At 42.3% G+C, this 450-nt stretch carries 1 protein-coding gene; it reads right to left on the bottom strand.

Annotation, left to right across the window (positions count from 1 at the left end; all coding sequences use genetic code 11):
• Positions 1-229: 229 nt before the first annotated feature.
• A partial coding sequence (locus AC1DG9_RS27745; protein ID WP_477635793.1) for a hypothetical protein occupies positions 230-450 on the bottom strand: 221 nt, incomplete at its 5' end.

Here is a 450-nt window from a genome sequence, read left to right as displayed (position 1 = left end):
CAGCTASTAGTTGAATAGAAGTATCAGGCTCAGGCCAGTCCTGATGGTGATAAGTTTAGTTCTTTGAGAGGAAGCTATTTAGTATGGAGGCTGTTTGCACAGCCATAGGGTGAGGTTACTTTAACACTCACCGAATTGCTTAGGTAGAAATGTCTATGAGTTGACATCTCCTATTTTGAAAGCAATGCGCAATGCTCTATTGTAAGTCCGTTTCAGAAACACATATGCTCTAGGCATGACAAAATGTAGATCCTGGTAATTGATTAGATCCCGGATTGATAGATATGCCATCCGGGAAAATTTTATCTCTTTTCGAATGCCACGGATACCAGGCTGTTTGTATAGAAATAAGAGGCTGCTTGTACAGCCATAGGGTGAGACTAAAACTGTGCTCACTAAGTTCCTGACAGTAGTTGGCAGTACCATTGCCTGCTCTACCATTGCCTGCTC

The sequence above is a fragment of the Pedobacter sp. 05L430 genome, from assembly GCF_056397585.1.
The sequence above is the reverse complement of the archived record's forward strand: the minus strand, read 5'-3'. Positions and strand labels throughout refer to the sequence as shown.